Source organism: Allobosea sp. 10N428, assembly GCF_056394545.1.
Map to the genome: position 1 here is coordinate 229839 of NZ_JBFTIC010000005.1, position 26459 is coordinate 256297.

The following is a 26459-nucleotide window of genomic DNA, read 5'->3' on the forward strand; positions in this document are numbered from 1 at the left end:
CGGATGGTTTCGTTCTAATCTTGGGGAACCGCCGTCGTCAGCGCAAGGGCATGCAGCACGCCGCCCATATTCCCCTGGAGCGCGGCGTAGACCATCTGGTGCTGCTGCACCCGGGTCTTGCCCTTGAAGGCGGCCGAGACGACCGTCGCGGCATAGTGGTCGCCGTCGCCAGCCAGATCCTTGATCTCGACCGCCGCATCCGGCAGCGCCGCCTTGATCATGCGCTCGATCTCGTGAGCGTCCATCGCCATGGTCCGAACTCCTCAATCCACCTTGCTGGCCATATAGGACGGCAGCCAGTCTTCATGGATCTTGCTGAGATCGGCGACGGCCAGCGCCGTCTCACCCGGCAGCGCAAGCGTCGCGCCGCCCGTGCGGCCGATCGCGAGCGCCGGCACGCCGGCAGTCTTCGCCTCGGCAATCACGGCATCGGCCTGAGCCGCCGGAACCGTCACGACATAGCGCGCCTGATCCTCGCCGAAGAGCGCGGCATGGGCCGGGCCGGCCGGCAGCGTCTCGATCGCCGCGCCGATGCCCTTGGCCATCGCCATCTCGGCGAGCGCGACGGCGAGGCCGCCATCCGAGAGATCATGGCAGGCAGTGACCTTGCCGTTTGTGATCAGCCCGCGCACGAAGTCGCCGTTGCGGCGCTCGGTCGCGAGATCGACCGGCGGCGGGGCGCCCTCCTCGCGGCCGCAAACGGTCGCGAGATAGGAACTCTGGCCGAGCCAGCCCTGCGTTTCGCCGATCAGGATGATCGCCTCGCCCTCGCCCTTGAAGGCGATGGTCGCGTGCCTGGTGACATCCGCGAGCACACCGACGCCGCCGATGGTCGGAGTCGGCAGGATCGAGATGCCGTTGGTCTCGTTGTAGAGCGAGACGTTGCCGGAGACGACGGGGAAATCGAGCGCCTTGCAGGCCTCGCCGATGCCGCGGATACAGCCGACGAGCTGGCCCATCACCTCGGGCTTCTCGGGATTGCCGAAATTGAGGTTGTCGGTGATCGCGAGCGGCGTCGCGCCGGTCGCGGTGAGATTGCGCCAGGCTTCGGCCACGGCCTGCTTGCCGCCCTCGAAGGGATCGGCCTCGCAGTAGCGCGGGGTCACGTCGGCGGTCATGGCGAGGCCCTTCGGCCCGTCCTCAATGCGGATCAGGCCGGCGTCGCCGCCCGGCGTCACCACCGAATTGCCGAGGATCAGCGTGTCGTACTGCTCCCAGATCCAGCGCTTGGAGGAGAGATCCGGCGAGCCGATCAGCTTCTTCAGCGCCTCGGCATTGCCGCAGGGCGGCGTCACGCTCTCCGCGGCGATGCGCTGCTGCGGCGGGGCCTCGATCCAGGGCCGGTCGTATTCGGGGGCCTCGTCGCCGAGCTCCTTGATCGGCAGGTCCGCCATGACCTCGCCCTTGTGCTTGATAACGAAGCGCAGCGTGTCGGTGGTGTGGCCGATGACCGCGAAATCGAGCCCCCATTTCTTGAAGATCGCCTCGGCGGCGTCCTCATGCCCCGGCTTGATCACCATGAGCATGCGCTCCTGGCTTTCCGAGAGCATCATCTCATAGGCGCTCATGCCCTCCTCGCGGCAGGGCACCTTGTCGAGGTCGAGCTCGACGCCGAGATCGCCCTTGGCGCCCATCTCGACGGCCGAGCAGGTCAGGCCGGCGGCGCCCATGTCCTGGATCGCGTCGACATGGCCGGCGGCCATGATCTCGAGGCAGGCTTCGAGCAGGAGTTTCTCGGCGAAGGGGTCGCCGACCTGCACGGTCGGGCGCTTCTCCTCCGACTTGTCGTCGAATTCTGCCGAGGCCATGGTCGCGCCATGGATGCCGTCGCGCCCGGTCTTGGAACCGAGATAGACGATCGCCTTACCGACGCCCGACGCCTTGGCATAGAAGATCTCGTCGGCCTGGGCGATGCCCACAGCCATGGCGTTGACGAGGATGTTGCCGTCATAGCGCGTGTGGAAGCCGGTGGCGCCGCCGACATTCGGCACGCCGAAGGAGTTGCCGTAGCCGCCAATGCCGGCGACGACGCCCGAGACGAGATGGTGGGTCTTGGGATGGTCGGGATCGCCGAAGCGCAGCGCGTCGAGCACGGCGATCGGCCGGGCGCCCATCGTAAAGACGTCGCGCAGGATGCCGCCGACGCCCGTCGTCGCGCCCTGATAGGGTTCGATGAAGGACGGGTGGTTGTGGCTCTCCATCTTGAAGACGATGGCCGTGCCGTCGCCGATATCGATGACGCCGGCATTCTCGCCGGGACCCTGGATCACCCAGGGCGCCTTGGTCGGCAAGGTCTTCAGATGGATCTTCGACGACTTGTAGGAGCAGTGCTCGTTCCACATCGCCGAGACGATGCCGAGCTCCGTGATCGTCGGCTCGCGGCCGATCAGATGCAGGAAGCGCTGATACTCGTCCGGCTTCAGGCCGTGCTCGGCGACGAGCTGCGGGGTGATCTTGGTATCGTTCGGAATCACGGGCTCAGGGTTCCTGGCGGTCCGGCGAGGGGATTTGGCAGGGGCATAGCCTGCCTGCGCTCGCGAGACAACATTCGCGGCGCGAACGGCGCTTTCAGCACTGGATGGCGGCCAGAGCGCCCCGGAGCGGCGCCGGAATCGGAACCGGCTTCTGGCCGGCCCGTTCCACATAGACATGGGTGAAGCGCCCCTGCGCCACGGCCTCTGCGCCACCTTGTCGGAAGATGCCGATACGGTAGGTGACGGAGCTGTTGCCGAGGCGCTCGACAGCGATCCCCGCCTCCACCGTCTCGGGAAAGGCGACGCTCTCGAAATAGGTGCAGCCGGTCTCGGCCACGAGCCCGACGATCTCGCTGCCGGCGAGGTCGAGAAAACCGCCTTCGATCAGCCAGGCATTCACCGCCGTATCGAACCAGCCGTAATAGACGACATTGTTGACGTGGCCGTAGGCGTCATTGTCGTGCCATCGCGTCGGAATGGCGCGAAAGACGCGAAAGTCGGCGCGCGTGAGGCGGGGCTGACGCTCCCTCATATCCGGCAAATCCTCCCACCGTCATGCTCGCCCTTGTGACGAGCATCCACGTCTTGAACACAGCATTCGAGGAAGGAGGACGCGGATGGTCGGGACAAGCCCGACCACCATGACGGCGCGGGCACAACCATTCTTAGCCTTCCCCCGGTTTCTCGCCGGTCTTGATCTCGGGCACGCCGAGCGCATCTGCCAATCTCGCCTTGGCCGAGCCCGGCCGCAGCGGCTTCTGCTGGCTCTCATGCGGGGCCCAGCCGGAGAGCCAGACGAACTCGAAGGTCGCCGGCAGGCGCCCGTCGGCGTCGGCGAAGCGCTCGGCATAGAGCGTGGCGGCGCGCAGCAGCGTCTCGCGCCGCAGCGGCGCCCTGCGCCGCGCGACGAGCGCATTGGCCCAGCCCATGGCCCGCAGATCGCGGAACAGTCCGAAGGCGTCCCGATAGCGCACCGTGACGATCTCGCTGTCGATCACGGGCAGGGCGAATCCGGCACGCTGGAGGAGCCCGCCGAGATCGCGCAGATCGGCGAAGGGCGCGACGCGTGGGCTGACCCCGCCCGTCGTCTCGCTTTCGGCTTCGAGCAGCGCCTGCCGGAGCTCCTGCAAGGAGCGTCCACCGAGCATGCACGCCATGAACAGCCCGTCGGGCCGGAGCGCACGCTTGATCTGGATGAGTGCGCCGGGCAGGTCGTTGACACCGTGCAGCGCCAGCAGTGAGACGGCAAGATCGAGAGAACCGGCGGCGAAAGGCTGTCTTTCTAGATCACCGATCAGATCGGCAACTGTCCCCTCGGTCTCCGCCATCCGCAGCAGCCGCCCCGCCTTGCCAGCGAGGACGGGCGCAACGACCGGCAGTGGCGTGCCGAGATCGGCCGCCACGGCAAACTCGCGCAGAACGGCCCCGAGCCGCTCCTCCAGATCATCAGCCGCGCGTCGCAGCAGGAAATCCGGATAGTCCTGCGCGAGCGCGCGTCTGAGCCGCGAACGGCCGAGCGCGCGGTCGAAGACGAGACTTTGATCACTCAACTTTGCACCGTCAGCAAGACACAAGCCCTCATCCTGAGGAGCAGCCAAAGGCTGCGTCTCGAAGGATGCTCCAGCCCTCTCCCGAGCTTTCTGGACCGTCCTTCGAGACGCCATTCCTATTCGGAATGGCTCCTCAGGACGAGGGCCGAGTTGAACGGGCCGTGCGCCGCTCAGCGATCGAGCAGCTTCTCGATCTCGGCGCGCAGCTGCGGGCCGAGATCGCCCCGATCGAGCGCATAGGCCACATTCGCCGCGAGGAAGCCGATCTTCGAGCCGGCATCGTAGATGTCGCCATCGAAGCGCACCGCATAGAACGGCTCCTGCCGCGAGAGCGCAATCATGGAATCGGTGAGCTGGATCTCGCCGCCGGCGCCCTTCTCCTGGTTGGCGAGCAGGTTGAAGATCGTCGGCTGCAGGATGTAGCGGCCGGAGATGTGCAGGTTCGAGGGCGCGGTGCCCTTCGGCGGCTTCTCCACCATGCCGGTGATCTTCGAGACCTTGGCCTTGGCGTCCTCGACGCCGACGATGCCATATTGATGGGTCTGGTCGTCGGGCACCGGCGCCACGGCGATGTGGTTGCCGCCATGCTCGTCATAGGCCTCGATCATCTCGGCGAGGCAGCCCTTGCCGGCGCTGTAATGCAGCATGTCCGGCAACAGCAGCGCGAAGGGCTCCTCGCCGACGAGCTCGCGCGCGCACCAGACGGCATGGCCGAGACCGAGCGGCGCCTGCTGGCGGGTGAAGCTGGTGGCGCCGGCGGCCGGCAGATCGGCCTTCAGAGCCTCCAGCTCCTTCACCTTGTTGCGCTTGGCCAGCGTGTCGTCGAGCTCATAGGCCATGTCGAAATGATCCTCGATCACCGCCTTGTTTCGGCCGGTGACGAAGATGAAGTGCTCGATGCCGGCGGCGCGCGCCTCGTCCACGACATGCTGCACGACCGGCCGATCGACGATGGTCAGCATCTCCTTGGGGATCGCCTTCGTGGCGGGCAGGAAGCGGGTGCCGAGGCCGGCGACGGGGAGAACGGCCTTGCGGATGCGTTTCGTCATGAAAAATCCATTGGGCACGGCGGCCTTTGCCAAAGGCAGGGCAGTGATCGGAAACAGCCGCACAACTGTCATTGTTGCCAGCCATCTGTGCTTATAGTTGACAGGCCTTGAGAACCCGTCAACGGACATTCGATAGTGCGGCGTCATGACAAAGATGAGGCAAGAGACGCAATGGCGATATTGGTTTCCGGCGGGGCTGGCTACATTGGCAGCCATATGGTCCTCGAACTCCTCGATCGGGGGGAGCGCGTCGTCGTGCTTGACAACCTGTCCACCGGCTTCTGGTGGGCCGTTCCGCCGGAAGCGACATTCGTTCAAGGCGATATCGGCGATCAGGAGCTGGTCGAGAAGCTGATCGCCGAGCATGGCGTGACGGCGCTGGCGCATTTCGCGGCACGCATCGTCGTCCCGGAATCGGTCAGCGATCCGCTTGGTTATTATTTCAATAATACTGTGAAAACCCGAGCATTGATCGAAAGTGCCGTCCGCGGCGGCGTCAAGCACGTCATCTTCTCCTCCACGGCTGCGGTCTATGGCGAGCCCCCGGTCTCGCCGGTGCCGGAGGAGATCGCGCTCAACCCGATCAACCCCTATGGCCGCTCCAAGCTGATGAGCGAGTGGATGCTGCAGGATGCGGCGAAGGCGCACGGCTTCACCTACGTCGCGCTGCGCTATTTCAACGTCGCCGGCGCCGACCCGAAGCTCCGCTCCGGCCAGTCCTCCCCGAACGCCACGCATCTCATCAAGGTCGCGAGTCAGGCCGCGCTCGGCCAGCGCGATGGCCTCACCGTCTTCGGCACCGACTATGCGACGCCGGACGGCACCTGCGTGCGCGACTACATCCACGTCACCGATCTCGCCCGCGCCCACCTTGCCGCGCTCGACCATCTGCGCGCCGGCAAGGAGAGCCTGACGCTGAACTGCGGCTATGGCCGGGGCTATTCGGTGAAGGAGGTCGTCGAAGTCGTGAAGAAGGTCTCAGGGATCGATTTCCCCGTGACCCTCGCCGATCGCCGCGCGGGCGACCCCGCCTCGCTGGTCGCCCGCGCCGACCGTATCCAGGTCGAGCTCGGCTGGCGGCCGGAGCATGACGACCTCGAGGAGATCGTCGGCCAGGCGTTGGCCTGGGAGGAGAAGCTCAGGACGCGGAACGCCTCGAGCTGAGCAACCCCTCCCCAGTACACCCCGAGCCTTCATCCCGAGGAGCCATTCCCTTGGGAATGGCGTCTTGAAGGATGCTCCAGGAGGCTCCAGGGACTTCGGGAACGTCCTTTGAGACGCGCTTCTGCGAAACGCTCCTCAGGATGAGGGCCGCCGGATGCCGGACAGCCGCCGATCTGGTGCCCTCAGGCGGGGTCTTCCTCGGCCGGCTCGCGCACTTCGAGCACGGTCAGGCGCTTCACATCGCCCGAGCGCGTCGTCCAGTCGATCGAACGCTCGGCGGCCATGCCGATCAGCGCGACGCCGATCGGCGTCATCACCGAGATCCGGTTCTTCTCGATATCGGCGTCCTGCGGCCAGACTAGGGTGATGGTGCTTTCCCGCTTGGTGCTCTCGTCGCGATAGACGATCACGCTGCCGATCCGGGCGTGATCGACCGAAACCCGCCCCTCCGGCAGGATGCGGGCACGGTCGAGTTCATGGCTCAGCTCGGCGGCGAGCTCCGGCATGGTGTTGGCCGCGCCGGCCGCGATGCGGCTCAGCATGGCATGGTCCGCGGCCGTAACGGTGATGGCGGGACGCTTGGCAGTCATGAGGACGGGTCTTTCATCGAAAAGGCGAGCGCCTGCCGACGGACCAGAACCGCGCGGCATCAAAGGGGCGAACTCGCAGGTGAACGGAATTGAGGGAGCGCCCCCGAGCCGGAGGCGCCAAGCGCGACAGACCCGGGGCTAGAAGCCCGCGATGACGTTGCCCGAGCGGTGCAGACCGCGGCGGAAGGGTGAGGCGCTATACATCCCGCCAGAATCCGCCAATCCCCCGGGCTTGTCAAATCAGAGAGGTGGCGTCACTGCCGCGGTCGGCTTAACCTGCGGTTAATCTTGTTCAGGCGCTGTGATGGTGTTTCCATCCAGCATCCGCAGGGAGTGTCCATGCGCCTGTCCGTCGTCGCAGCTTCGGCCTTGATCAGCCTGGCGCCTGCGCTGGCGCAGACTACCGGCTCGATCAATGTTTCCGGCGCCCATGCCCGCAATGTGCAGGCGACGCCGGCCAGCGCCTCCTTCGACATCTTCCTGCAGCGACTCTGGCCGCAGGCTCAAGGACGCGGCATCTCGCGCGCGACCTTCGACCTCGCCTTCCGCGGCGTGACGCCGGATGCCTCCATCATCGCCCTGACCAAGAAGCAGGCCGAGTTCAACGCTCCGATCTGGAGCTATCTGGAGAATGCCGTCGGCGGCGCCCGCATCCAGCGCGGCCGCGACGCAGCAGCGGAGAACGCCACCGTCCTCGCGCAGGTCGAAGCCCGCTACGGCGTGCCCAAGGAGGTCGTCCTCGGCGTCTGGGGCATGGAGACGAATTACGGCTCCTTCAAGGGCGGCAAGGACGTCATCCGCTCGCTCGCCACCCTCGCCTCGATCCGCTACCGCGGCGACTTCTTCCGCGACGAGCTGCTCACCGCCCTCGAGTTGATCGAGAAGGGCTATGCGGAGCGCGACGAATTGCGCGGCTCCTGGGCCGGCGCGATGGGCCACACCCAGTTCATGCCGTCGAGCTACATGAAATACGCCGTCGACTGGACCGGCAACGGCCACGCCGACATCTGGAATTCGTCCAGCGACGCCATCGCCTCCACCGCCAACTACCTCAAGAGCTATGGCTGGGTGCCGGGCCTGCCCTGGGGCATGGAGGTGACGCTCCCTGATGGCTTCGACCATCGCCTCGACAAGGGCAGCTTCTCCTCCTTCCGCTCCGCCGGGGTGCGCCGGGCCGATGGACGCGCGCTGCCCTCCTCGGGCGAAGGCCGCTTGTTCTATCCGGCCGGGCATAGCGGGCCGGTGATGCTCCTCACCGCCAATTTCGACGTCATCAAGAAGTACAATTCCTCCGACGCCTATGCGCTCGCCGTCGGGCATCTCGGCGACAGGATCATGGGCCGCTCCGCGATCCAGGCCGACTGGCCGGTCAAGGCCGCCCGGCTCGACATGGCCGGCACCAAGGATTTGCAGCACCGGCTGAAGGCGCTCGGCTACTACAACCACGATGCCGACGGGCGCATCGGCACCGGCACGCGCGAGGCCGTGCGCCAGTACCAGATCAGCGCCGGCGAGATCCCGGACGGCTATCCGACCCCGGCCCTGCTGGTCCGGATGCGTGGCAAGCGCTGACTTTCGGGCCGCTGCGCCCTATAGTGCGGGGCATAGGGGCCGCTGAATCGGATAGGCAGATGCGTCTGCGTTCGCTCGCCCTGGTTCTGACTGCCGCCTGCCTGCTCCTGATCACGGGCGGGCCGGTTTCCCTTGCCCAGCAGCAACAGCGCAACCTCTTTCAGCTCTTTTGGCAGTTGCCGGCCGCCCAGCAGCGCGCGGCGCCGCAGCCACGCCAGCGTGTCGCGCCCGTCATCCGCCGTCGCGAGGCCCCCGTCGTCGTCCGCGACGACCCGGTCATTCCCAAGGTCGATGTCAACAGCCACATCGTGGTGATGGGAGATTCGCTCGCAAACCTCCTGGCCAACGGCCTTGACGAGGCCCTGAACGACCGCCCGGATGTCGAGGTTCTCCACAAATCCAAGCCGGATTCGGGCCTCGTCCGGACCGACTTCTACGACTGGCCGAAGGCGGTTTCCGATATCCTGGCCGGTGACCAGAAGATCACCCTGGGCGTCATGCTGGTCGGCCTCAACGACCGGCAGCCGATCCGCGAGGGCGAAACCGTCCATGACCCCCTGAGCCCGCGCTGGCTCGAACTCTATCGGGACCGCATCGACCTGATCGCCGACGCCTTCGCGGCCCGCCGCATTCCCTTGATCTGGGTCGGCGCGCCGCCCGTGCAGAACGGCCGGCTCTCGGCCGATTTCGTCTCGTTCAACGAGCTCTACCGCCAGCGCGTCGAGAAGGCCGGCGGGCAATATGTCGATCTGTGGGGCGGCTTCGTCGATGCCGAGAACCGCTACACCGCGACGGGTCCCGACGTTTCCGGGCAGCTGACGCGGCTGCGCCTCGGTGACGGCATCCATTTCACTGCCGCCGGCGCCCGCAAGGCCGCGCATTTCGTCGACCTGGTCATCCGCCGCATCATCGAGGCCGCGCCGCAGAACAGCGTGATCGCCCTGCCCGTTTCGCCCGAGACGGGCGCGCCCTCGACCCCCGAGCTGCAGCCCGGCGGCGTCGAGCGCCTGATCGATCAGATGGTCGCCGGCGTGCCGACGATCGGCCTGCCCCCGGCCCTGCAGGCGCGCCCGCTGGCGGGCCCCATCCAGCCGCTGACCGGGCAGGCCCCGACATCCGGGCAGCCCCTGCTCGCCTCGGTCACCGAGGCGCGCGGGCGCGGCGAGGCCGAGCTGCAGCTCGAGCGCGTCTTCGGCCAGGGCATCGCGCCCGATCCGGTCCCTGGCCGGCTCGACGATTATCGCTGGCCGCGCTGAGCTCAGCCCGCCATCAGCCGGTCGAACACCGGATCGGGATCATCCACCTCGATGAGCCGCTTGCCGGTGATCACCCAGATCCGAGTCGCCACGGCGCGGACGAAGGCGCGGTCATGGCTGACCAGCAGGCAGGCCGCGCCATGCTCGGTGAGTTCGCGCTCCAGCATGTCCTGCCCTTCGATATCGAGATAGTTGGTCGGCTCGTCCAGCAGGTAGAAATTCGGCTGGGCGAGGCGCAGCAGCAGCATGGCGAGCCGCGCCCTCTGCCCTCCCGACAGGCGGGCGAGCGGCGCGCCCTGGGCCTCGCTGGCGATGCCGGCCCCGGCGAGCAGCGTCCGCGCCAGTTGGTCGCCGACATCGCTCGCGCCTTTGACGGCCGCCCAGGGCGTCGGCCAGACATCGAGTTGCGAGAGCGCCTGATCGGAGAAGCCAGGCTTCAGGCTGGCGGCAGTGCGGATCTCCGCATCCGGGCCGTCGAGCGCCGCCCGCAGCCGCGTGACGAAGCGCGTCTTGCCGCTGCCGTTCGCGCCGAGCAGCGCGATGCGATCCCCGTTCTCGATCCAGAGCTGCCCGGTGCGGAAGAGCGGCCTGCCGTCGGGAGTGGCGATCCCCGTATCCTTGATCGCCGCCAGCGCCTTGGCATGGGTGCCGCTGTTGACGAGCCGGATCGCACCGGCCGAGCGTTCCTTATGCGCCGGCCTGGCACTCTCCTCCAGCTTGTCGGCACGCTCCGACAATTGCTTGGTCTTGACCACCAGCAGGTCCGAGCCGGAGTTGATGCCGATGTTCTTGAGCTTGGCCGCCTGCTGCCTGAGCGCCCTGACCTTGCGCATGTCGTTATCGAACTGCCGCCCCCGCGCCGCGTCGCGCTCCTCCAGCGCCTGCAATGCGCGCGAATAGGGCAAAGCGAAATCGGCGCTCTCCGCCGGACGCAGGAAGAGCGTGCGGGTGCTGACATCGTCGAGAAAGGCGCGATCATGGCTCGCGGCGACGACGGCGCAATCCCGCGGCAGGGCGGCGAGGAAGCGCTGCAGCACGCCGATGCGCTCGAGATCAAGATGGTTGGTCGGCTCGTCCAGCAGCAGCAGATCTGGTTCGACCACCGCGGCGCGCGCCAGCAGCATCGTGCGCTGCCAGCCGCCCGACAGGCTGGCGACGGCACGGCGGCGCAGCCCCTCGTCAACCATGAGGTCGTCCAGCAGCACGTCGACCCGCCAGCTTTCGGTTTCGGCGGCCTCGGCGTCGAGCGCATCGCGTACCGCCTCGTAGAAGCTCATCGGCAAGAGGCGCGCGTGCGGGTCTTGCGGCGCGAAGGCGGTGACGAGACCGCGGGCACGGGTCAGCGTCCCGTCCGTGGCCTCTTCCTGGTCGGCCAGGATACGCAGGAGCGAGGATTTCCCGCGCCCATTGGCGGCGACGAGACCGAGGCGGTCGCCCTTGGCGACGGAGAAGTTGAGCCCGGCGAAAAGCGGGGCACTGCGGACGAGCGAAAAATCTTTGATGGCGATCAGGGACATCGGAATCTCATGAAGTCAGGCAGGCGCGAATAAATGCGCCGAAAAGGGCTGACGATGAGACGGCGATGCGTTCCCGGTCAGCCCCGCGAGATGAAGCGCGGGGCGGAAACAGGTCCTCGGGTGCGGAAATGGAAGCCCTGGCTCAGCGCCAGCTTCCCCCTCTGTTTCGATTCCATGGCTGCCACCATAGCGGCGCCGGCCCGGATGAACACTGCGTCCACGGCATAACGGTCGCCATCGCGACGCTGGTCATCGCGACGCGCCCGGTGCGGCGCCGACGGAACCGCCGCGTCTGCAATGGATTGATCGCCCGTGAGAGGAGGCCAGACGATGCCCAGATTCGTGACGATCGGCTATGGCGACCGGGCGGGCTATGACCGCACGGCTCCGGCCATCCGTGACGCAGCCCACGCCCAGGATGCGGCGCTCCTCGAACGCGGTGCCGTGATCGGCATTGCCGGGCAAGCGGTACAGGTCCGCAACCCCGACGCCTCCGGGGTCCGGACGCAGACAGGTGCCTTCATGTCGTCACAGCTGCCCGTGGCCGGCTTCGCTATCATCGAGGCTGCCGATCTCGCCGAGGCCATCGATCTGGTTTCTCGGGTTCCCTGTGCCGTCGCACACGGGGTCGTCGAGATCTGGCCGTTGGAGCAGCCGGGTTAGGGCTACAGGAGCCCCGCGTCCACCGGCATGGGAGGCAACCGTCCAGGGCCTGCTCCGGCGATTGGGAGAAGGCGGCTGCCGGCTGCATGCTGGCGGCAAGGTTCCGGAAGATTTGGCTCGTCGCCTCGGCTATGCGATCGTCGCCGGATCGCGAACGAACGAGCGAGGGCGCTATGGATACGGATCAGGCGGCCAAGGACCGCGTCACACAAGTCTTGAAGAAGCACCTGGAGCTCGCTCAAGAGCAGCTCGACATGGCCGAGCGAGGCGTCCTTTTGTCGATCGACGGGGCGCCCGAAGGAATCAACCTGACCAAGGAAGCGCTGGCCATTCGCGTCGAGCAGCTGCAGGGAGCACTCGACCGGCAGCGAGGACGCGGCTGAAGCCGCCGTCGCCGCCCGACTTGGACCAGGCGCCTAGCCTCGCGCGATCTGCGCAAGAAGGTCGCGCAGGTTCAATTCGGCCTCGGATCCGCCCCCATGGGCGGCGCTCGCGGGAATCCCCGACAGGGTCGCACACACCACATCCTTCGGCGTCAGGCCGAACTCCTTCTTGAAGGAGCGGCTGAAGCTCGACGGATCGGGAAAGCCCAGCCCCTCCGCGATCGCGGCGATCGAGCGGAAATTGGTGCCGCTCGACAGCTCTGCGTAGCACTGCTTCAAGCGCCGCCGCTGGATGTAGTTCCTCACGCCGCCCTCGCTTTCGAGCAGGCGATAGAGCTGGGAGCGGGACATGCCAGCCTCCCGGCACAGGAGATCCGGCCCGAGAGTGCTGCAGTGCAGATTGAGGTCGACGATGCGCCTGACGATCTCCTTGCGGGCCACCGCGACAGGAACGGCACCAAGAAAACTGTGATCCGACGACGGCGCGATGCAAGCGAGCAGCATGCCGCGGACGGTGGTCTGGAGGGCGGGCAGATCCGCATCGGAGAAGCTTGACACGTTGCGCGCCAGCAGCGTGATGAATTCCGCGAGCAGCTTGCCCATTGCGTCGCTGATCGGCCTGCCCTCGACCCCTTCCAGAACGGCGGTCACCTCCGGAAAAGTATCGCGCGGCAGATAGAGCTGCAGCCGGTCGTCCGCCTCGCGGAAGCTGACGAGCTCGCGCCCCAGCGACGCCACGAAGGGCGTATCGGCGGGCACGTCGATCGAGCGCAGGCGCCCCGCCTCGCCCAACGTCCGCGCGTGGCCGATCGTGATGTTCCAGTGGTCGATGGGGTTGCGCCGGACGAGATCGGCCGTGCGGAACGCCCGCAGTTTCGGCGCCCGGACCCGGCTCAGGCCGAAACCGCCGAAGTTCCAGGTTTCGCTGGTCGCGGAAAAGCCCGCCTGAGGATCGTCGACCTCGACATCGAAGACGGCGTCGAACCACCCGCGCCAAGCATCCAGCTGCTTCGCTTGGGGCAGGCCGACCGTTGTGAAAATAACCGGCGTCATCTGACCAAGCGACAACGAAAGGACACAAGCGCGCTTGCACTCCACCTCGGCTCTCAGGTCAAGTATTAATTCGGTGCAACGGCAGACCCTGCCGCTTCTCTAGGCGAATATCGCCCGTATCAATGAATTCATAACAATTCCACGCTTCGGCCGGCTGAAAATCCGGCTAAAGGACCTCACCCCACTGCCTTCTTGTCTCTGGTGGAAAAAGCACAGCGCCCGGGCCGGCATATCGGCCGACCGGGCTGCTGGACAGCGATTGGCTCGCGATCGTGCCGGAGGGCGATGTCCTCACACCGGCAGGATCGTCGCGCCCATCAGCTCCTTGTCGATGGCGTGCGCTGCCTGGCGCCCCTCGCGGATCGCCCAGACCACAAGCGACTGGCCGCGGCGCATGTCGCCGGCGACATAGACCTTGTCGGTGCTCGTCCTGTAGTCGCGGTCGTTGGCGACGACGTTGGCGCGCTTGTCCACGGCCGCGCCCGACTGCGCGATCATGCCTTCGATCAATGATCCCGCGAAGCCGATGGCGAGGAAGCAGAGATCGGCCTGGAGCACGAATTCGGTGCCGGGGATCGGCTTGCGCTTCTCGTCGACGCGGGCGCATTTCACGCCGGTCAGCCGGCCATTGCGGCCTTCAAGCCCGAGCGTCGCCGCCTGGAACTCGCGCTCCGCCCCCTCAGCCTGCGAGGACGATGTGCGGAACTTCGTCGGCCAATACGGCCAGACGGTGAGCTTGTCCTCGATCTCCGGCGCCATCGGCCGGATGTCGAGCTGTGTCACCGACAGCGCGCCTTGCCGGAAGGCAGTGCCGACGCAGTCGGAGGCCGTGTCGCCGCCGCCGACAACCACGACGTGCTTCCCGGCCGCCAGGATCGGTGCCTCGTTTGAAATATCCTCGCCGCCGATGCGCTTGTTCTGCTGGGTGAGGTAGGGCATCGCGTAATGCACGCCGGCAAGGTTCGTGTCCGGCAGGCCGGGATCGCGCGGCGCTTCCGCCCCGCCCGTCATCAGCACCGCGTCGTGCTCGGCGACGAGCGTCGCGAAGGGCAGGGTCACGCCGACATGGGCGTTGTAGTGGAAGGTGACGCCCTCCGCCTCCATCTGCTTCACCCGGCGGTCGATATGCCCCTTCTCCATCTTGAAATCGGGGATGCCGTAGCGCAGCAGGCCGCCGGCCTTAGCCTCGCGTTCATAGAGATGGACGTCGTGGCCGACGCGGGCCAGCTGCTGCGCCGCCGCCATTCCGGCCGGGCCGGAGCCGACGATGGCAATGCGCTTGCCCGTGCGCTTGGCCGGAATTTCCGGCGCGATCCAGCCCTCTTCCCAGCCCTTGTCGGCGATCGCCTGCTCGATCGTCTTGATCGTCACCGGCATGTTCTCGAGGTTGAGCGTGCAGGCTTCCTCGCAAGGCGCGGGGCAGATGCGGCCGGTGAACTCCGGGAAGTTGTTGGTGGAGTGGAGGTTGCGCAGCGCATCCTCCCAGCCGCCGGAATAGACCAGCTCGTTCCAGTCCGGAATCTGGTTATGCACCGGGCAGCCGGTCGGCCCATGACAGAACGGGATGCCGCAATCCATGCAACGCGCCGCCTGCTTCTTGATATCGCGCTCCTCCAACGGAAGCGTGAACTCGCGGAAGTGGCGAATGCGGTCGCCGGCGAGCTGATATTTTTGCTCCTGCCGGTCGTATTCGAGAAAGCCTGTGACCTTGCCCATGCCGTTTCTCTCGCCGTGTGCCCGGGAGTGTCCCCGCGCGCGTGCCATAACCTGATCGGGATGCCGGGACCGTGACGGCCCCGGCAGGTGGCGTTTCGCTTATTCCGCGGCCTGCAAGGTGCGGGCCTGCTCCATTTCGCGTAGCGCGCGGCGGTACTCGACCGGCATCACCTTGACGAATTTGGTGCGGTAATCCGCCCAGTTGTCGAGGATCGTGCGGGCACGTTCCGAACCGGTGTAGTTGGCGTGGTTCGTCAGCATCTGCATCAAACGCTCGTCGTCATGGCCGGACATGTTGGCCATGTCGATGCGGCCTTTGTGCTCGAGGTCGCCGCCGTGATGGTGCAGCCGCTCCATCAGGTCTTCCTCCTCCTCGACCGGCTCGAGATCGACCATCGAGAGGTTGCAGCGCGATTTGAAGGTCCCGTCCTCGTCGAGCACATAGGCGATGCCGCCCGACATGCCCGCCGCGAAGTTGCGGCCGGTCTGGCCGATGACCGCGACGACGCCGCCGGTCATGTATTCGCAGCCATGGTCGCCGGTGCCTTCGACCACCGCGATGGCGCCGGAGTTGCGCACCGCGAAGCGCTCACCCGCAACGCCTCGGAAATACGCCTCGCCCGAGATCGCGCCGTAAAGCACCGTGTTGCCGACGATGATCGAGTGCTCCGGCACGGCCCTGGTCGCCGGATCAGGCTTCACGATGATCTTGCCGCCCGACAGGCCCTTGCCGACATAGTCGTTGGCCTGGCCGGTGAGCTCGACAGTGACGCCCGCAGCCAGGAAGGCGGCAAAGCTCTGGCCCGAGGTGCCCTTCAGCTTCACGCTGATGGTGTCGTCCGGCAGGCCGGCATGGCCGTACTTCTTCGCGACGACGCCCGACAGCATCGCGCCGGTCGAACGATCGACATTGCAGATGCTCTCCGCGATCACGACCGGCTTGCCGGTCTCGATCGCGCCTTCCGCCGCCTCGATCAGCTTGCGGTCGAGCACCTCGTCGATCGGGTGCTTCTGCAACTCGACATGGCGGATCGCCACCTCCGGCAGATCGACCTTGTGGAACAGCTTGGTGAAGTCGAGCCCCTTCGCCTTCCAGTGCTCGATCGCCTCGCGCTTGTCGAGCAGATCGGAGCGACCGACGAGTTCCTCGATCTCGGTGAAGCCCATCTCCGCCATCAGCCGGCGGACATCCTCGGCGACGAAGAAGAAGTAGTTCACGATATGCTCGGGCAGGCCCTTGAAGCGCTTGCGCAGCACCGGGTCCTGCGTGGCGACGCCGACCGGGCAGGTGTTGAGATGGCACTTGCGCATCATGATGCAGCCGGCTGCGATCAGCGGCGCGGTCGAGAAGCCGAACTCGTCGGCGCCCAAGAGCGCGCCGATGACGACGTCGCGCCCGGTGCGCAGGCCGCCATCGACCTGCAAGGCCACGCGGCCGCGCAGATGGTTCAGCACCAGCGTCTGCTGCGTCTCGGCGAGGCCGATCTCCCAGGGCGAGCCCGCATGCTTCAGCGAGGTCAGCGGGCTCGCGCCCGTGCCGCCCTCGAAGCCGGAGATGGTGATGTGGTCGGCGCGCGACTTGGCGACGCCGGCCGCGACCGTGCCGACGCCGATCTCGGACACCAGCTTCACCGAGACATCCGCCGCGGGGTTGACGTTCTTCAGGTCGAAGATGAGCTGGGCGAGATCCTCGATCGAATAGATGTCGTGATGCGGCGGCGGCGAGATCAGACCTACGCCCGGCGTCGAATGCCGGGTCCGGGCGATCTTGGCATCGACCTTGTGGCCGGGCAGCTGGCCACCCTCGCCGGGCTTGGCGCCTTGGGCCACCTTGATCTGCATCACGTCGGAGTTGACGAGGTATTCGGTGGTAACGCCGAAGCGGCCGGACGCGATCTGCTTGATCGCCGAGCGCTTGGAACGGCCGTCCGGCATCGGCTTGAAGCGGATCGATTCCTCGCCGCCCTCGCCGGTGTTCGACTTGCCGCCGATCTGGTTCATGGCGATGGCGAGCGTCTCATGCGCCTCGCGCGAGATCGAGCCGAAGGACATCGCGCCGGTGGCGAAGCGCTTCACGATATCGGCGGCGGATTCGACGCTCTCCAGCGGCACCGGCTCCCGTCCGTCATCCGCGGCCATCTTGACCTTGAACAGGCCGCGAATGGTGCTGAGCCGCTGCGCGTCGTCGTTCACCTGACGGGCGAACTCCTCGTAGCGATCCTGCGCGTTGAGGCGCACCGCATGCTGCAGCGAGGCGACGACGTCCGGCTTCCAGACATGGTCCTCGCCGCGGACGCGGTACATGTACTCCCCGCCGATATCGAGGCTGTTGCGGTAGAGCGGCGAGTCGCCGAAGGCGTCGCGGTGGCGGCGCAGGCTCTCTTCCGAAATCTCGTCGAGGCCGACACCCTCGATCGCGGTGCCCGTCCCGAAGAAGAACTTGTCGACGAAAGCGGTCTTCAGGCCGACCGCATCGAAGATCTGGGCGCCGCAATAGGACTGGTAGGTCGAGATGCCCATCTTGGACATCACCTTCAGCACGCCCTTGCCGACCGACTTGATATAGCGCTTCACCACCTCGTCGGCGTCGACCTCCTCCGGGAAGGCGCCCTGCTCATGCTGATCGAGCAGGGTGTCGAAGGCGAGATAGGGGTTGATCGCCTCGGCGCCGTAGCCGGCGAGGCAGCAGAAGTGATGGATCTCGCGCGGCTCGCCCGACTCGACGACGAGGCCGACCGAAGTGCGCAGGCCCTTGCGGATCAGGTGATGGTGCACCGCCGCCGTCGCCAGCAGCGCCGGGATCGGGATACGGTCCGGCCCGACCTGCCGATCGGACAGGATGATGATGTTGTAACCGCCATGCACCGCAGCCTCGGCACGCTCGCAGAGCCGCTCCAGCGCGCCTTCCATGCCGGCCGCGCCCTCGCGCGCCGGGTAGGTGAAGTCGATCGTCTTGGTGTCGAAGCGATCCTCGTAATGGCCGATGCAGCGGATCTTCTCGAGATCGTCATTCGTCAGGATCGGGGTGCGCACTTCCAGCCGCTTGCGCCGCGAGGTGCCTTCCAGATCGAGGATGTTCGGGCGCGGCCCGATGAAGGAGAGCAGGCTCATCACCAGCTCCTCGCGGATCGGATCGATCGGCGGGTTCGTCACCTGCGCGAAGTTCTGCTTGAAATAGGTGTAGAGCAGCTTCGACTTGAGCGAGAGCGCCGAGATCGGCGTGTCCGTGCCCATCGAACCCACGGCTTCCTGCCCGGTCACCGCCATCGGCGCCATCAGCAGGCGGACGTCCTCGGTGGTGTAGCCGAAGGATTGCTGGCGATCGAGCAGCGGCACGTCGGTGCGCGAGGCCCGCGCCTCGACCGGCGGCAGATCCTCCAGCACGATCTGGGTGCGCTTCAGCCAGTCCTTGTAGGGATTGGCGAGGCAGAGCGAGGTCTTGATCTCGTCGTCGCCGATGATGCGGCCCTGCTCCAGGTCGATCAGCAGCATCTTGCCGGGCTGGAGGCGCCACTTCTCGACGATCTTTTCTTCCGGGATCGGCAGCACGCCGAATTCCGAGGCAAGCACGACGAGCCCGTCATCGGTGACGAGATAGCGAGCGGGGCGAAGGCCGTTGCGGTCCAGCGTCGCGCCGATCTGGCGCCCGTCGGTGAAGGCGATCGCCGCCGGCCCGTCCCAGGGCTCCATCAGCGCCGCGTGATATTCGTAGAACGCGCGCCGCTCCTCGTTCATCAGAGGGTTGCCGTTCCATGCCTCCGGCACGAGCATCATCATGGCATGGGCGAGCGAATAGCCGCCCTGCACCAGGAATTCGAGCGCGTTGTCGAAGCAGGCGGTGTCGGACTGCCCCTCATAGGAGATCGGCCAGAGCTTCGAGATATCCGAACCGAACAGGTCGGAATCGACGCTCGCCTGCCGCGCCGCCATCCAGTTGACGTTGCCGCGCAGCGTGTTGATCTCGCCGTTATGGGCGACCATCCGGTAGGGATGGGCGAGGCGCCAGGACGGGAAGGTGTTGGTCGCGAAGCGCTGATGGACCAGCGCGATGGCGCTGTCGAAACGCTCGTCCTGCAGATCCTTGAAGTAGGAGCCGAGCTGGTTCACCAGCACCATGCCCTTGTAGACGATGGTGCGGCACGACATCGAGACGGGATAATATTCCGCCGTCCGGCGCTCCTGATGCTTGTAGACCTTGTTCGAGACCGACTTGCGGAGGACATAGACCTGCCGCTCGAACTCGTCCTCGCTCGCGAAATCGGCAGGGCGGCCGACGAAGAGCTGGCGATGCACCGGCTCGGTCTCGAGCACCGCCTTGCCGAGGTCGGAGTTGTCGACGGGAACGTCGCGCCAACCGAGGAAATTCAGCCCTTCCTCTTCGACCGTCTGGGAGATGATCTCCTCGCAGAGCGCGCGGATCGCGGGGTCGCGCGGCATGAAGAACTGGCCGATGGCGTAGAAGCCGGGCTCCGGCAAGTCGATGCCGAGCTTAGCCGTCTCCTCCTTGAAGAAGAGATGCGGGATCTGGGTGAGGATGCCGCAGCCGTCGCCGAGCTTCGGATCGGCGCCGACGGCGCCGCGATGGTCGAGATTGTGCAGGATCTGCAGGCCCTGCTGGACGATGGCGTGGCTCTTGCGGTTCTTCATGTCGGCGATGAAGCCGACGCCACAGGAGTCTTTCTCGTTGCGGGGATCGTACAGGCCCTGATGCGTCGGCATTGCCGGGTCGCGCACGGCCGGAAAACGCTCGAAGCCCTCTGCGCCGCTCGACTTGCTGGTCACGCTCATCGTCAAACCCCGCTTCTCAGAACCCGCTGGCGCGCCGCCTGCGGGCAGACCCGTCAGTCCACAATCCCATCCGCTCCGGCCCCGGCGCCGACGTATCGGCAGCAAGGATGGGGCCAAGGCGGCTCGGCCGTCGTCTTGTGAGAGGCTTGCTTGCGCTTTGTTTCCACCGCGCCCGCGTCCTCCGCAGGCGCTTCGGGCGGCTCTCGCCCGCTCGCGCCTGTCTTCAGGCCGTCGTTTTACGGACGGCGCATGTACGGTCGGCTTTGGCGTCGTTAGCCCGGCCTCTCGTCATGCTCCGCTCCATTGCGACGGCGCGACCCCCAACCTGCATCGGCTTTCGGTCGGCGCGGTGAAAAATGGGACAGCAACACTGTCCTATCGAGATGAACTTGCCAGAATTCCAATCTACGCACAAGCGTCGATTTTGCACCGCGGCGAAATTTTATTGCAAAATTGAATCCATGCCAGACATTTCCGAGACGAAAGCCTAACTCCGGCAGCACGCTTCTTGTTTTTGGGCATGCGGCGAGGTTTCGGCCCGGCGCCGCGCGCAAGCCCCCCTTTCCTAACGCTCGCTTGGCAGAACACCGCCATCCGCCTAACCCTCGGTCATGCATTTCTTCAGCGACAACACCGCCGCCGCCAGCCCCCGCGTCATGGCCGCCCTCGCCGCCGCCAACGAGGGCAACGCCTCGCCCTATGGCAAGGACGACTGGACGCGCCGCGTCGAGGAGCGTTTTGCGGAGATCTTCGAGCACGAGGTCTCGGTCTTCCTCGTCCTCACCGGCACGGCGGCGAATGCACTCGCTCTGGCCAGCATCGTGCGGCCCTGGGGCGCCGTCCTCACCCATGAGGAGGCCCATGTCGTCGAGGACGAATGCGGCGCCCCCGAATTCTTCAGCGACGGCGCCAAGCTCGTCGACCTGCCCGGCACCGGCGCCAAACTGAAACCGGAAACCATAACGAAGGCGCTCTCGCATCTGCGCGACGGCGATTTCCATCAGGTGCAGGCGCAGGCGCTGACGATCACGCAGGCGACCGAATGCGGCACGGTCTATACGCCCGCCGAGGTGCGGGCGCTGAAGGAGGCGATCACGCCGCGCGGTCTCAAGCTGCATATGGACGGAGCGCGCTTCGCCAATGCACTGGTCACGCTCGGCTGCACGCCGGCCGAGATCACCTGGAAGGCCGGCGTCGACGTGCTCTCCTTCGGCGGCACCAAGAACGGCGCGCTCGCGGCCGAGGCCGTGATCTTCTTCGACCCCGGCCATGCCGAGGAGATGAAGTGGCGCCGCAAGCGCGCCGGCCAGACCCTCTCGAAAGGCCGGTTCCTCGGCGCCCAGTTCGAGGGGCTGCTCGCCGACGGTCATTGGCTCGACCTCGCCCGCCATGCCAACGCTCAGGCCAGGCGCCTGGCGGATTCCGTCGCGCAGGGCAGCGAGGCGCGTCTGGCGTGGCCCTGCCAGGCGAACGAGGTCTTCATTGTGCTGCCCCCGGCCGTGCAGGAGCGCCTGAAGGCGGCCGGCGTCGGCTATTATGACTGGTCGGCTCGCTCGCTCCCGCCGGAGGCGCCGCTTCAGGACGGTGAGATCGCCGGCCGCTTCGTCATGTCCTTTGCAACCGAGCCGGAGCATGTCGAGCGCCTGATCGCCGCCATCGCCGGCTGAAACGGCGCATTTCAGCCCCGTTTCCAACCCCATGCCTGCCGCAATCCCTAACAAGACTGCCCGCCACGAAAGCAGTCGTTAAGGAAGGGTGGCATGGCAAATCGTTCGACGGCGCCGGGGCGCATCGCGCTGATGGGCTTGGTCGTGGCCGGCGCTCTGGCCGGCACGATGGGAGCCGCCGGGGCCCAATACTACTATTACGACGACGGGTACGACCCCTATCCGGCCTATGGCTACGGCTATCGTTACGACTACGGTTACGCGCCCCGCCCGCCGGCGGTGGTTCCGCGTGCGCCGGCACCTGTATCCCCCAATACGGTCAGCCGCATCGCCGCCCGCAACTACGGCCTTGTCAGAATCGATCGCTCGATCCGCCGGGACGACACCTATGTTGTCGATGGCGTTACGGCTGGCGGCCAGCGCCTGCGCCTGGTTCTCGATGCCTATGCCGGCGAGCTGATCCGCCGCATCCCGCTGCGCGGCCAGGCCGTGCCCGCGCCGAATGTCGCCCGCATTGACCCGCATCAGGAGCAGGCGGCACCGCGCCAGCGTCTCGTGCCCCAGCCGCCCGAACGACCGGCCGAGCTGAAGCCGCCGGCAGAAGCCAGCGCACCGGCGACGTCCGCTCCGCCATCGCCGGCCGCACCACCTGCCTCCGAGCCCGTTAAGCCCGCTGAAACGGCCCCGATCGAAGCGAACGCTCCGGCCACGGCCTCACCGCCCTCGCCCGCTGCGCCACCCGTGCCGGAATCTGCGAAGCCTGCCGAGAAACCACCCTTTGAGGCCAGCGCGCCCGCGACATCCTCTCCGCCGCAGCCGGCGAAACCGGCCGAGCCTTCGCCGGGCGCGACCAACCCCGAGACCGGCGCCGACAAGCCCAAGCTCGTCAATCCCAGCGATGTGCGCGGAACCGACGAGGCGGAACGCAAACCACCGCTGACGACCGCAGCGCCGGCCACCCAAGTGCCGTCGATCCCGCCCGTGCAGCAGATCGATCCATCGCCATCCACGCCCAGGCCGGAGACGCCGATCGCTCCCGTCGTTCCGCTGAACTGACAGGCACCATCGCATCGGAAGATGCGCGGCGATCTAGCAAAAAAGGCTCCCATTTCCGGGAGCCTTTCTCTTTCAGCCCAATGGACCGATTGGATTACGCGGCTTTGGCGGTCTCGATCTTGGCTTCGAGAACCTTGGCCGAACTGGCACCGATCGGAATCTGGCGCGGCTTCTTGGCCTCGGGAATCTCGCGCACGAGGTCGATATGGAGCAGGCCGTTCTCAAGGCTGGCTCCGGTCACCTGCACGTAGTCGGCGAGCTGGAAGCGGCGCTCGAAGGCGCGGGCGGCGATGCCCTGATGCAGGACCTCGCGCTTCTCGGCGCCGCCGGAAACCTGCTTCTCGCCCTTGACGGTCAAGGCATTTTCCTTGGCCTCGATGGCGAGGTCAGCCTCGCCGAAACCCGCAACCGCAATGGTGATGCGATAGCCGTTCTCGGCAGTCCGCTCGATATTGTAGGGCGGATAGCCCGGCGCGGCGTCGCTGCTCGTCGCCTGATCGAGGAGGTTGAACAGGCGGTCGAAACCGACGGTCGAGCGATAGAGAGGGGAAAGATCGAATTGACGCATGACATGTCCTCCGAAGAAGCGACAATTTGGTCGGCCCGCCTCGCCTGAGCGCGGGCCTGGTTTGGGTCTGCGCAGCCGGTTCCGGCCTGCGCATCCATGATCTGGGTTGGCTTTCCCGCTTTTCAAGAGCCCCCGCCGACGGGCATAAGCAAAGCTCGGAAGCAGTTCGGCGACCGATGAGGGCGGGCGGTCGCGATGCGGAGAGAGCCAATGGCCGAGGCCGTTCTTTTTGCCCATATCGGCTATCCCGTGCCGGGCCACAGCAAGGTCTGGTTTGCCAAGACCAATGACGGCGCCAATTTGCGCTTCGCCAGCTGGCGCCCCACTGTCAAGCCAGCGCGCGGCACGATCGTCGTCGTGCAAGGCCGGGCCGAGTTCATCGAGCGCTACAGCGAAACCGTCTCGGAGCTACGCCGCAGAGGGTTCCATGTGCTGAGCTTCGACTGGCGCGGCCAGGGCGGCTCGCAGCGTTTCGTCCGGCGCGAACGCAAGGGCCATGTCGGTCGTCTCAAGCACTACGAAGCCGATCTCGCTCTTGTGATGGCGCAGATGCAGGCAAAGTTCCCGCCGCCCTATTTCGTCCTCGCGCATTCGATGGGCGCAGCACTCTGCCTCGACGCCGCCCGTCATGACGCCTTGCCGGTGTCGCGCATGGTGGCGCTCGCCCCCATGCTCGGCCTCACCATGATCGCGCACCCGGCCCGGGCCAGCCGCCTCGCAAGCCTTCTCTATTGGCTGGGTTTGGGCCGTGCCTTCGTCCCGGGCGGCGGCGATACGGCCATCGCGACGAAACCCTTCGAGGGCAACCGGCTGACGAGCGATGCCGTCCGCTACGCCCGCAACAGTGCGCTCTCGGCCGAGGCACGCCATCTCAGCGTCGGCGACCCGACCATCGCCTGGGTCCGGACAGCCTTTCGCCTGATGTCCCGTCTCAACGCCCCCTCGGCCGCGCTGGAGGTGAAGGTGCCGACGCTGATCATCGCCGCCGGGCAGGACCCGGTGGTCTCGACACCTGCAATCGAGCGTTTCGCCGCGCGCCTCAAGACCGGCTCCGCGCTGGTCCTGCCGACGGCGCGACACGAAATCCTCATGGAGAACGACGCGATCCGCGCCCAGTTCTGGGCCGCCTTCGACGCCTTCATTCCCGGCGAGGACCAGGCTCCGACCGCCTCAGCCGGCGAGCCGCGCGAGAGCGACCTCATGCAGCGCCTTGTTGCCGGCGGCGAGGACGCGTCCGCCCCCGGCGGCGCTGCCGCCATCCCATGAGGTGACCACGCCGCCGGCTCCTTCGATGATCGGGATCAGAGCGACGATGTCATAGGGCTTGAGGCCGCTCTCGATGACGAGATCGACATGGCCTGCCGCCAGCATGCAATAGGCGTAGCAGTCGCAGCCATAGCGCGAGAGCCGGACCTGCTTCTCGACACGGCCGAAAGCCTTCGCCTCCTCGCCTTTGAACAGCCCCGGCGAGGTCGTCATCAGCGTTGCGGCAGCGAGATCGGCGGTCGCCCGCGTCCGCAGCTTCCGCGGCCCGCCCGGCCCCTCATAGCGCGCCTCGCGCCCGTCGCCGGAATAGCGTTCACCGGAGAAGGGCTGATGCATCATGCCATAGACCGGCACGCCCTTGCGCGTCAGGCCGATCAGCGTGCCCCAGACCGGGATGCCGGAAATGAAGGCCCGCGTGCCGTCGATCGGATCGAGCACCCAGACATAGTCGGCTTCGGTGTTCTCACTGCCGAATTCCTCGCCGAGCACCCCATGAGCCGGAAACTGCCGCTTGATCATGTGGCGCATCACCGATTCGCCGGCGCGGTCGGCCTCCGTTACCGGGTCGAACACGCCGCCCTGCGACTTGTCCTCGGTCGCATGATGCGCGCGGAAGAACGGCAGGATCGCCCGCCCCGACTGCGTCGCCAGCTCCGCGACGAAAGAGCCGAAATCGACTGCGCTCATGAACAGGTCTCCAATTTGCTGCTCTGCAGCATCAATGCCGTAGAATACGAGTTCCGAAACAGGCTCGATCGCCAAAATACCACGAAAAACCCGAAAATTAGCACGCCGTCATGCGACACGCGCATGACGCCTGCGATTTTGGTCAATTTCGCTTGTGTTTTGCAGCGCACTCTCATATTGTGCACTGCGAAGGGGAGATGACCTCAAACCTTCATTGCCCTCCTTGGGCGTTTCCTCCCTAGACTTGGGCCGCCACGCAAGTGTGCGGCCCTTTTTTCTTGTCTGCCGGCTCTGGTTCCGATCGTCGGCAGCCTTATTCGGCAGCCTCGCGCCAGTCGTCGAGCCAGCCGCTCCAGCGCGCGAAGCAATCGGCCATCGCGCTCGCGATCGCCTGCTCGACTGCCGTGAAGCCCACATGCGGCTCCAGCGTCGCTTCGTTCATGTAAAGCGCCCGGTTGACCTCGATCTGCAGGGCATGGACCCCCGCAGCCGGCGCGCCGTAATGCTCGGTGATGAAGCCGCCGGCATAGGGACGGTTGCGGGAGACGCTGAAGCCGAGCCGCGTGAAGGCCTGTTCGGCGATGTCGATGATATAGCCCGCCGCGCTCGTACCGAAGCGATCGCCCAGGATGATATCGGACTTCGACAGCCCATCCCGGTCGAGCCCGGCTGACGGCATCGAATGCGCGTCGACCAGGATGCAGGTGCCGAACGCCCCCTGGGTGCGCTGAACGAGCCCGCGCAAGCCAGCGTGATAGGGCCGGTAAAGCCCGTCGATTCGCGCGAGCCCCTCCGCGATCGGGATGCGCCCGAAATAGATCTCCTGCGCGTCGCCGACGATGCGGGGAATGGTGCCAAGCCCGCCGGCAACCCGCATCGAGCGCGTATTGGCGAAGGGCGGTACCCGGCCCTCGAACATGCGCGGATCGAGCTCATAGGGCTCGCGGTTGACGTCGAGATAGGCGCGGGGGAATTCCGCCACCAGCAAAGGCGCGCCCAGCGCGACGCTTTGCCCGAACAGGCGGTCGACGAAAGCGTCCTCCGAGCGCCGGAGGCTGCGCAGCGGCAGCCGCGCCGCCTCGACGAAACCGCGCGGATAGCACCGTCCCGCATGGGGCACGTCGACCACCACCGGCACGACCTGAAGTGCCGGCTGATACAGGCTGAACGGCCGCTCGATCTCGGCGACGACGTCGTCGGGGTCTGGCGGGAAAGGGGCGGAGAACACGCTCATGTCCCACGAGAGAAGCACACAAACCCGGCCGGTTGAAGCGATGTCGTGAAGCGGTGGAAATCCATGCTCGGATTCACCCGTTGTTTACCATGATGGCGCCTTATAGGCCTGTATGGTTCCCACTGCGCGGACAGGCGAGTACGCAGGCCGTTTCCAAGGCCCGGCGGACGCCCCGTACGCCAGACGCATCGAAACGCAGGCCTCAG

At 66.4% G+C, this 26459-nt stretch carries 21 protein-coding genes; 8 read left to right on the forward strand and 13 right to left on the reverse strand.

What is annotated here, in order from left to right; translation table 11 throughout:
* Nucleotides 1-14 precede the first annotated feature (14 nt).
* The 5 genes from AC1DDA_RS17540 to galU all read right to left on the reverse strand — a co-directional run bounded on the left by AC1DDA_RS17540 (nt 15) and on the right by galU (nt 5073).
* Nucleotides 15-251 (reverse strand): BolA family protein, encoded by a 237-nt coding sequence (locus AC1DDA_RS17540; RefSeq protein WP_291659097.1) that lies wholly within the window; start codon nt 249-251, stop codon nt 15-17.
* Between the two features lie 12 nt (nt 252-263).
* Complete coding sequence (purL, locus tag AC1DDA_RS17545; protein ID WP_476796680.1) at nt 264-2474, reverse strand: phosphoribosylformylglycinamidine synthase subunit PurL; 2211 nt, start codon at nt 2472-2474, stop codon at nt 264-266.
* Between the two features lie 94 nt (nt 2475-2568).
* Complete coding sequence (locus AC1DDA_RS17550; RefSeq protein ID WP_476796681.1) at nt 2569-3006, reverse strand: acyl-CoA thioesterase; 438 nt, start codon at nt 3004-3006, stop codon at nt 2569-2571.
* Between the two features lie 133 nt (nt 3007-3139).
* Nucleotides 3140-4024 (reverse strand): methyltransferase domain-containing protein, encoded by an 885-nt coding sequence (locus tag AC1DDA_RS17555; RefSeq protein ID WP_476796682.1) that lies wholly within the window; start codon nt 4022-4024, stop codon nt 3140-3142.
* A 170-nt stretch (nt 4025-4194) separates the two neighbouring features.
* Complete coding sequence (galU, locus tag AC1DDA_RS17560) at nt 4195-5073, reverse strand: UTP--glucose-1-phosphate uridylyltransferase GalU (RefSeq protein WP_441510430.1); 879 nt, start codon at nt 5071-5073, stop codon at nt 4195-4197.
* A 171-nt stretch (nt 5074-5244) separates the two neighbouring features.
* On the opposite strand from galU, the gene galE reads away from it, so the two are divergent.
* Nucleotides 5245-6237, forward strand: coding sequence for a UDP-glucose 4-epimerase GalE (gene galE, locus AC1DDA_RS17565; RefSeq protein ID WP_476780233.1), 993 nt, complete (start codon nt 5245-5247; stop codon nt 6235-6237).
* A gap of 182 nt (nt 6238-6419) precedes the next feature.
* Here galE and rnk read toward each other — a convergent pair whose 3' ends face one another.
* Complete coding sequence (rnk, locus tag AC1DDA_RS17570) at nt 6420-6827, reverse strand: nucleoside diphosphate kinase regulator (protein WP_476780232.1); 408 nt, start codon at nt 6825-6827, stop codon at nt 6420-6422.
* A 339-nt stretch (nt 6828-7166) separates the two neighbouring features.
* On the opposite strand from rnk, the gene AC1DDA_RS17575 reads away from it, so the two are divergent.
* Both AC1DDA_RS17575 and AC1DDA_RS17580 read left to right on the forward strand, forming a co-directional pair.
* On the forward strand, nt 7167-8399 hold the full coding sequence (locus AC1DDA_RS17575; RefSeq protein ID WP_476796683.1) for a lytic murein transglycosylase: 1233 nt from the start codon (nt 7167-7169) through the stop codon (nt 8397-8399).
* 59 nt (nt 8400-8458) lie between these two features.
* Nucleotides 8459-9655 (forward strand): SGNH/GDSL hydrolase family protein, encoded by a 1197-nt coding sequence (locus tag AC1DDA_RS17580; protein WP_476796684.1) that lies wholly within the window; start codon nt 8459-8461, stop codon nt 9653-9655.
* Between the two features lie 2 nt (nt 9656-9657).
* Here the strand turns inward: AC1DDA_RS17580 and AC1DDA_RS17585 are convergent, their stop codons facing one another.
* A complete protein-coding gene (locus AC1DDA_RS17585; protein WP_476796685.1) occupies nt 9658-11172 on the reverse strand; it encodes an ATP-binding cassette domain-containing protein in 1515 nt (504 codons plus the stop codon).
* 330 nt (nt 11173-11502) lie between these two features.
* Between AC1DDA_RS17585 and AC1DDA_RS17590 the strand changes: the two genes are divergently transcribed.
* Together AC1DDA_RS17590 and AC1DDA_RS17595 are read left to right on the forward strand one after the other, a co-directional pair.
* Nucleotides 11503-11835 (forward strand): YciI family protein, encoded by a 333-nt coding sequence (locus AC1DDA_RS17590; protein ID WP_441510436.1) that lies wholly within the window; start codon nt 11503-11505, stop codon nt 11833-11835.
* Between the two features lie 173 nt (nt 11836-12008).
* Nucleotides 12009-12218 carry a hypothetical protein gene (locus AC1DDA_RS17595; RefSeq protein ID WP_441510437.1) on the forward strand — a complete coding sequence of 70 codons (210 nt, stop codon included), beginning with the start codon at nt 12009-12011 and terminating at the stop codon, nt 12216-12218.
* 33 nt (nt 12219-12251) lie between these two features.
* Here AC1DDA_RS17595 and AC1DDA_RS17600 read toward each other — a convergent pair whose 3' ends face one another.
* From AC1DDA_RS17600 to gltB, 3 genes are all read right to left on the reverse strand, one after another.
* On the reverse strand, nt 12252-13271 hold the full coding sequence (locus AC1DDA_RS17600; protein ID WP_476796686.1) for a helix-turn-helix domain-containing protein: 1020 nt from the start codon (nt 13269-13271) through the stop codon (nt 12252-12254).
* 291 nt (nt 13272-13562) lie between these two features.
* Nucleotides 13563-14987, reverse strand: a complete 1425-nt coding sequence (locus tag AC1DDA_RS17605; RefSeq protein ID WP_476796687.1) for a glutamate synthase subunit beta — start codon at nt 14985-14987, stop codon at nt 13563-13565.
* Nucleotides 14988-15086: 99 nt separating this feature from the next.
* Nucleotides 15087-19775, reverse strand: coding sequence for a glutamate synthase large subunit (gene gltB / locus AC1DDA_RS17610; protein WP_476796688.1), 4689 nt, complete (start codon nt 19773-19775; stop codon nt 15087-15089).
* Nucleotides 19776-20386: 611 nt separating this feature from the next.
* Here gltB and AC1DDA_RS17615 point away from each other — a divergent pair.
* Nucleotides 20387-21442, forward strand: a complete 1056-nt coding sequence (locus AC1DDA_RS17615) for a threonine aldolase family protein (RefSeq protein ID WP_476796689.1) — start codon at nt 20387-20389, stop codon at nt 21440-21442.
* A gap of 93 nt (nt 21443-21535) precedes the next feature.
* On the forward strand, nt 21536-22498 hold the full coding sequence (locus tag AC1DDA_RS17620; RefSeq protein ID WP_476796690.1) for a hypothetical protein: 963 nt from the start codon (nt 21536-21538) through the stop codon (nt 22496-22498).
* A gap of 94 nt (nt 22499-22592) precedes the next feature.
* On the opposite strand, the gene AC1DDA_RS17625 is transcribed toward AC1DDA_RS17620, so the two are convergent.
* The gene (locus tag AC1DDA_RS17625) at nt 22593-23066 is read right to left on the reverse strand and encodes an Hsp20 family protein (RefSeq protein WP_441510443.1); all 474 of its coding nucleotides are present in this window, start codon (nt 23064-23066) and stop codon (nt 22593-22595) included.
* A gap of 210 nt (nt 23067-23276) precedes the next feature.
* On the opposite strand from AC1DDA_RS17625, the gene AC1DDA_RS17630 reads away from it, so the two are divergent.
* Nucleotides 23277-24332 carry an alpha/beta fold hydrolase gene (locus AC1DDA_RS17630; protein ID WP_476796691.1) on the forward strand — a complete coding sequence of 352 codons (1056 nt, stop codon included), beginning with the start codon at nt 23277-23279 and terminating at the stop codon, nt 24330-24332.
* On the opposite strand, the gene hisN is transcribed toward AC1DDA_RS17630, so the two are convergent.
* Complete coding sequence (hisN, locus tag AC1DDA_RS17635; RefSeq protein WP_476796692.1) at nt 24237-25019, reverse strand: histidinol-phosphatase; 783 nt, start codon at nt 25017-25019, stop codon at nt 24237-24239. The genes AC1DDA_RS17630 and hisN overlap by 96 nt on opposite strands.
* 313 nt (nt 25020-25332) lie before the next feature.
* Nucleotides 25333-26247, reverse strand: coding sequence for an N-formylglutamate amidohydrolase (locus AC1DDA_RS17640; protein WP_441510446.1), 915 nt, complete (start codon nt 26245-26247; stop codon nt 25333-25335).
* Nucleotides 26248-26459: the final 212 nt, after the last annotated feature.

What these genes read in the sequence shown, in the direction of transcription:
- AC1DDA_RS17620 (WP_476796690.1), top strand. Translation starts at nt 21,536, where the DNA reads ATGGCAAATCGTTCGACGGCGCCGGGGCGCATCGCGCTGATGGGCTTG.
- hisN (WP_476796692.1), bottom strand. Translation starts at nt 25,019, where the DNA reads ATGAGCGCAGTCGATTTCGGCTCTTTCGTCGCGGAGCTGGCGACGCAG.
- AC1DDA_RS17605 (WP_476796687.1), bottom strand. Translation starts at nt 14,987, where the DNA reads ATGGGCAAGGTCACAGGCTTTCTCGAATACGACCGGCAGGAGCAAAAA.
- AC1DDA_RS17590 (WP_441510436.1), top strand. Translation starts at nt 11,503, where the DNA reads ATGCCCAGATTCGTGACGATCGGCTATGGCGACCGGGCGGGCTATGAC.
- galE (WP_476780233.1), top strand. Translation starts at nt 5,245, where the DNA reads ATGGCGATATTGGTTTCCGGCGGGGCTGGCTACATTGGCAGCCATATG.
- AC1DDA_RS17625 (WP_441510443.1), bottom strand. Translation starts at nt 23,066, where the DNA reads ATGCGTCAATTCGATCTTTCCCCTCTCTATCGCTCGACCGTCGGTTTC.
- galU (WP_441510430.1), bottom strand. Translation starts at nt 5,073, where the DNA reads ATGACGAAACGCATCCGCAAGGCCGTTCTCCCCGTCGCCGGCCTCGGC.
- AC1DDA_RS17575 (WP_476796683.1), top strand. Translation starts at nt 7,167, where the DNA reads ATGCGCCTGTCCGTCGTCGCAGCTTCGGCCTTGATCAGCCTGGCGCCT.
- AC1DDA_RS17550 (WP_476796681.1), bottom strand. Translation starts at nt 3,006, where the DNA reads ATGAGGGAGCGTCAGCCCCGCCTCACGCGCGCCGACTTTCGCGTCTTT.
- AC1DDA_RS17595 (WP_441510437.1), top strand. Translation starts at nt 12,009, where the DNA reads ATGGATACGGATCAGGCGGCCAAGGACCGCGTCACACAAGTCTTGAAG.
- AC1DDA_RS17580 (WP_476796684.1), top strand. Translation starts at nt 8,459, where the DNA reads ATGCGTCTGCGTTCGCTCGCCCTGGTTCTGACTGCCGCCTGCCTGCTC.
- AC1DDA_RS17540 (WP_291659097.1), bottom strand. Translation starts at nt 251, where the DNA reads ATGGCGATGGACGCTCACGAGATCGAGCGCATGATCAAGGCGGCGCTG.
- AC1DDA_RS17615 (WP_476796689.1), top strand. Translation starts at nt 20,387, where the DNA reads ATGCATTTCTTCAGCGACAACACCGCCGCCGCCAGCCCCCGCGTCATG.
- gltB (WP_476796688.1), bottom strand. Translation starts at nt 19,775, where the DNA reads ATGAGCGTGACCAGCAAGTCGAGCGGCGCAGAGGGCTTCGAGCGTTTT.
- AC1DDA_RS17630 (WP_476796691.1), top strand. Translation starts at nt 23,277, where the DNA reads ATGGCCGAGGCCGTTCTTTTTGCCCATATCGGCTATCCCGTGCCGGGC.
- AC1DDA_RS17600 (WP_476796686.1), bottom strand. Translation starts at nt 13,271, where the DNA reads ATGACGCCGGTTATTTTCACAACGGTCGGCCTGCCCCAAGCGAAGCAG.
- rnk (WP_476780232.1), bottom strand. Translation starts at nt 6,827, where the DNA reads ATGACTGCCAAGCGTCCCGCCATCACCGTTACGGCCGCGGACCATGCC.
- AC1DDA_RS17585 (WP_476796685.1), bottom strand. Translation starts at nt 11,172, where the DNA reads ATGTCCCTGATCGCCATCAAAGATTTTTCGCTCGTCCGCAGTGCCCCG.